This window comes from Okeania sp. (genome assembly GCF_035285525.1).
Lineage (GTDB): Bacteria > Cyanobacteriota > Cyanobacteriia > Cyanobacteriales > Microcoleaceae > Trichodesmium.
Genome location: NZ_JAYKGW010000196.1, coordinates 1 through 5522 on the forward strand (window position 1 = coordinate 1; position 5522 = coordinate 5522).

The following is a 5522-nucleotide window of genomic DNA, read 5'->3' on the forward strand; positions in this document are numbered from 1 at the left end:
ATGCATTTTCTTAAGCACCCCAACAGAGGTGATGAGTGATGAATTTTTCCACTATTGTTCTATACGCAATAGTTAATGCATTTTCTTAAGCACCCCAACAGAGGTGATGAGTGATGAATTTTTCTAACTATTGCGCAAATGAGAAGTTTCATTTTCTTAAGCATCCCAACAGAGGTAATGAGTGATGAAATTTTCCCACTATTGTTCTATACGCAATAGTTAGTGCATTTTTTTAAGCACCCCAACAGAGGTAATGAGTGATGAATTTTTCCCACTATTGCGTATAGAGCAATAGTTAATTCATTTTGTGAAGCACTCGCTAGAGGGGATGAGCGGACATTAGTAAGTCTTATTGGCGGAACATTTCTACACCGAAAACTCAGTCATATATTACTTTAGTACAGGTAATTTGGGTTTGAGGAGTATGAGAAACAGAAATCACTGCTACTACTTTTAACTTGCGTGTAGCGATATACTTCCTCAAGATTATAATTCTATATAGTTCAATCAGATCAACATTTATCAATTATAAACTCGTGTACTTTTCTTCTTCTTTCTTACTGCTTCAAAAAATACTGAACTGAACTATATTGGATTATAATTTAGTAACAAACAATCTAGGAAAATCTTAGCAATATGGAAAAAGTTGAAATGGTAAATAAACAACCTCAACAACTAGCAGTAACTACTGGATTTTTAGACCAAGTAGCAATAGAAAATGAAACTATTTGTTTAAGCGGATGGGTTATCTCTTTTGAGTCTGAACCTGTGACTAATTTTAAGATTTTATTTGGTAGTAAACAATTAACAGAATTTTCATTAACTCAAGGTATTCCTAGTCCTGCGGTTAAGAAAGCTCATCCAAATATTTCTGCTGCTACTAATGCTCGGTTTATTATTAGGTTGCCGATGAATAAAGAGCGGCAAGAGGAATTTAAAGATGCTCTAATTATTTTAATTCCTTTAGTAGAAAATCGTGAGGGAGAACCTCTGTTAAATGCTGTTACTCCAGCTTTATCTTCTGCGATTAAAACACCAAAAGCAGATAATATACCAACTACTACTCCGCAAGTAGAATTGATTTCTGTTCATGTACCAAAAGCTGCTGGAACTGCTTTTAGACAGATTTTATTACAGGTTTATGGAACTCAAGGAGTTCTGACTGATAAAACTGATATGTTTGAAGAAAATATGCCAGCTAGTATTCATTGGCAAACTAAGGTTATTGAGGGTCATTTTCGAGCTGGTAAATACGATGAATTATTTCCTAATGCTAAGAGAATTACATGGTTTAGAGAACCAGTTCGGCGGTTAATTTCTGATTATTGTTTTCGTCATATATCTAATCCAACAAAAGACCATCTAAATAAAGACAAGTTATTAAAGTTTGCTCAAGGTAATAGTAATTTGATGGCTTATTGTGTGAATGGTAAGTCTCTAGATTATTTTGATTTTGTGGGAATTACTGAATATTTTGCTGAGGATTTATTGGCATTGAAAAATCTTTTGGGTTGGTCTGATTATGAGGTGGTTTATCAAAATAGAAATCCTTATCCAGAGTATGTTCAGTTTCAAAAGGAAGTTTTTTCAGATCAAAAGTTAATGGATAAATTAGCATCAGCTAATAGTCAAGATATGGAACTTTATGCTGCTGCTTTGAAATTAGCTGAAGGAAGAAGGAGGAAGGAGGAAGGAGGAAGTGCTATTAGTTTACTAGAGAAAGATATAGTTAATTTGGATCGGCATCTGGTTACAGAAAAAACAGAGTTATTACCAACATTTGGTTCTCTTGATAAGGCAGAATTTGATAATGAAGAATTACGACTTGTAGGTTGGGTGGTTTCTCCTGATTCTGGGAAAGTAAAAGGTTTCAAATTAACTATTGGAAATACTAGAATAGAAAAGTTTGAAGCTGCTTTAAATTTGCCTAGTCCAGATGTGAAAAAATTGCGCCCCGATCTGAATAATTCTGGTCAATCTAGATTCCGTATTAAGGTACTTCTAAGTCAAGAACAAATTTTACAATACCAAAATTCTCAGATTGGTTTAATTCCTATTTTTAAAGATGGTGAAGGTAAGGTTTTATTGAAAGGGTTGGGTAATTCCAAAACAGCTACTTTTTCTGAAGCTCCCCAAGTTTCTGAACAACCAAAACTTATTGCTCCAATTGAAACAATTACAACAGTAGGTCATTTAGATCAAGTAACAATTTCTAATCAAAGTTTAGTTATATCTGGTTGGGTAGGTTCTCATAATTTTGGTTCTGTAGAGGGTTTTAAGGTTGTTATTAATGGTGAAAAATTTGCTTCTTTTGCCAAAAAATTAGGTTTACCGAGTCCAGATATAGCAAAGGCTCGTCCTAAACTTAATAATGCTAAAAGTTCTCGGTTTCGCCTGGAAGTTTCTCTCTCTCCAGAACAACTTCAGAACTGTGAAAATTCTCTAATTTCTCTAACTCCAATATTTCAAGGAAAAGAAGGAAATATTCTGTTTAAATTATTTAAACCTTCTCTATCTATTCCTGATGATAAATATATAGGTGGGGGCAAAAATAATTTTATTCCCAGAAGCTTTAAATTTTTAGGCAATTTTATCCAGAATGTCGGTCTTCAACCCACTGCTGAAGTTTTAGAAATTGGTTGTGGAATTGGGAATATTGCTTATGGTCTTTCCTATTATTTAAAATCTCCAGGACGTTATGCAGGATTTGATTTTTCTGAGGAGTTAATATCTTGGGCGCAGCAAAATATTACTACTGAAAAACCTCATTTCAAATTTAGTCGGATAGATTCAGATTTGCAACTTCCCGATGATGAGAAAAGTTTTGATTTTGTCTTTATTAATGCTCGGTTTACTCAGGTGGGTGGAAGTGAAGTTCGTAATTATTTAGAGCAGGTTTATCGAGTTTTAAAACCGGGTGGTCGTCTGTTATTTAATTGTTTTTTGGTTAACCAACAGTCAGAGAAATTAATTGCTCAAGGAAGGAGTTCTCAACCTCTTGTTCATCGACTTCAGGAAGGTTTTGCTAAGGACAAAAATGCTATAGAAAAAGGTATGGGTTTTCTGGAGTCTTTATTGTTGGAGTGGGTGAATAATGCTGGTTTTAATATGTTAGGAAAATCCTATGGTTCTTGGTGTGGTAGAATTGGTTGTACAAGTTATCCAGATATGTTGATTGTTGAGAAGGAAGAAGTAAGGAAGTCAGAAGTCAGAAGTCAGAAATCAGAAGTTGGTATTAGAAAGGAAGAAGTTAAGAAGTTAGAAGTTGATGTTGAGAAATCAGAAGAAAGTCAGTCAGAAGTTAGTATTCAGAAGCAGGAAGAAGTTGCGAAAATAATTCCTGAAACTACTCCTTCTATTTCTCCTTTACTTACAGAAATAATGGCTGATTTGGAAAAGTCTAAAACAGATATTCAAGAAATGGAAGCTGATTTAGAAAGGTTCAAATCTAGAAAGAAAAATACTTCTAATAAAAATTTATCGGAGTTGGAAGCACAAACTCCTATGAAAAAAAAAAGTATAACTGAGGAGATAGAATTAGATACTATTTTGTCTGGGGTTAAAGACCAAACCCCGACGGTGGAAACAATTTCTAAACCAGTAGAAAAAGTTACTATTTTGTCTGGGGTTAAAGACCAAACTCCGACGGTGGAAACAACTTCTACACAAGTAGAAAAAGTTACTATTTTGCCTAAGTTAAGAGACAAAAATTCTGAAGCAAAAGAACAAGAATTATTAGGTTTATCAGGAGTAACGGTTGAAAAGTTTTGGGAAATTATTAATCCAGTAATTTCAAACATAGATGGAAAAAGAGATGTTTCTCAACCTGCTATTAGTATTCTGACTCCTACTTGGAATTCTTCTTTAGATTGGTTTGTCGAAACAGTTTTAAGTGTTTTAAACCAATCTATTATTAACTGGGAATGGTGTATTGTTGATGATTGTTCTAAACAAGAAGAAATTAAAAATGTTCTGGTAGGTTTAGCAGAAAAAGAACCGAGAATTAAAGTTCTACTTTCTGAAGAGAATGGTAATATTAGTGCTACGACAAATAAAGCTTTAAAAATGGCTACAGGAGAATTTATTTGTATGTTAGACCATGATGATACTCTCGCACCTACCGCTTTAGAAGATAGTTTAAATAAGTTAGCGGAAGGATTTGATGTGGTTTATTCTGATGAAGATAAAATTGATTTTTCTGGATTAAATTATGTCGTTCCATTTTTTAAACCTGACTGGTCTCCTGAATATTTTCGTGGTGTAATGTATGTTGGTCATTTATTATGTGTACGTCGAGAAATAGCTTTAGCTGTTGGAGGTTTTAACAGTCAGTTTGATGGGGTGCAAGACTATGAGTTTATGTTACGAGTTTCTGAGCAAACTAATAATATTGCTCATATTCCTAAACATCTTTATCATTGGCGACAAGTGAGGGGAAGTTTATCTGGAGATCCTGATGCTAAACCGGGTATTGAAAAAGTACAACAAGCTGCGGTTAATGCTCATTTACAAAGAGTTGGTTTACCAGCAAAAGCGGAACCTGGTTTGGGTAGACATTTGGTAAATATTAATCCTTTCCCAAGAAAGAATTTTCCTTTGATGAGTTTGATTATTGCTTCTCCTAATATTTCTGAAAGTCTCAATCAATGGTTGGAAAAATTCTTGTCTCTTTCTATTTATCCCCAAAATGAAGTAATTATAGTTGGTGAGAATGTAGAAAAAGATGTAATTAAAAATCCTCATGTGAAGGTTTTAAGTTTATCGGATAAGTTCACTTATTCTCGTGCTTATAATTTGGGTGCAAAAACTACTAAAGGTGAATATTTTGTTTTTCTAAATACTGATTTAGAACCTACAGTTAATGATTGGCAAAGACATCTTTTATATTATGCTGAACAACCGGATATTGGTGCTGTGGGAGGATTTTTAGTTGCGCCTAATGGAACTGTTCAACACGCAGGTATTGTGTTAAGAAAGTCGGAAAAAGTTAATTATGTGATGCAAGGTTTTCCGACTAATGATTATGGTTATGCAGGTTCTTTGGTTTGTGCAAGAGAGGTGTCTGCTGTGAGTAAAGATTGTTTGATGGTGAGTCGGAAAAATTTTGAGTTAGTTGGAGGTTTTAATAAGTATTATCATTCTAATTATCCGGATGTTGATTTATGTTTGAAGTTGCGAAAAGAAGGTAAACAAATTATGTTTACTCCTCGTTGTGTTTTAATTAACCGTAAGTCAGAGGAAGATATACAGGAAAATTATGATTTTCTTGATTATGAGTTGTTGTTAGAACAATGGCAAGTTAATCTGGAGTTGGGAGACCCTTATTATAATCCTAATTTTGATGTTGAAAAGAATGATTATTCTGTCTGGAAGAAGGAAGACAAGGAAGACTAAGGAAGACTAAGGTAGACAAGGTAGACAAGGTAGACAAGGTAGACAAGGTAGACAAGGTAGACAAGGTAGACAAGGTAGACAAGGTAGACAAGGTAGACAAGGTAGACAAGGTAGACAAGGTAGACAAG

General features: G+C 34.0%; 1 protein-coding gene. It reads left to right on the forward strand.

Annotated features, from left to right (window positions below):
- The first annotated feature begins 636 nt into the window (after positions 1-636).
- On the forward strand, positions 637-5394 hold the full coding sequence (locus VKJ25_RS18975) for a glycosyltransferase (RefSeq protein WP_324238205.1): 4758 nt from the start codon (positions 637-639) through the stop codon (positions 5392-5394).
- Positions 5395-5522 lie beyond the last annotated feature (128 nt).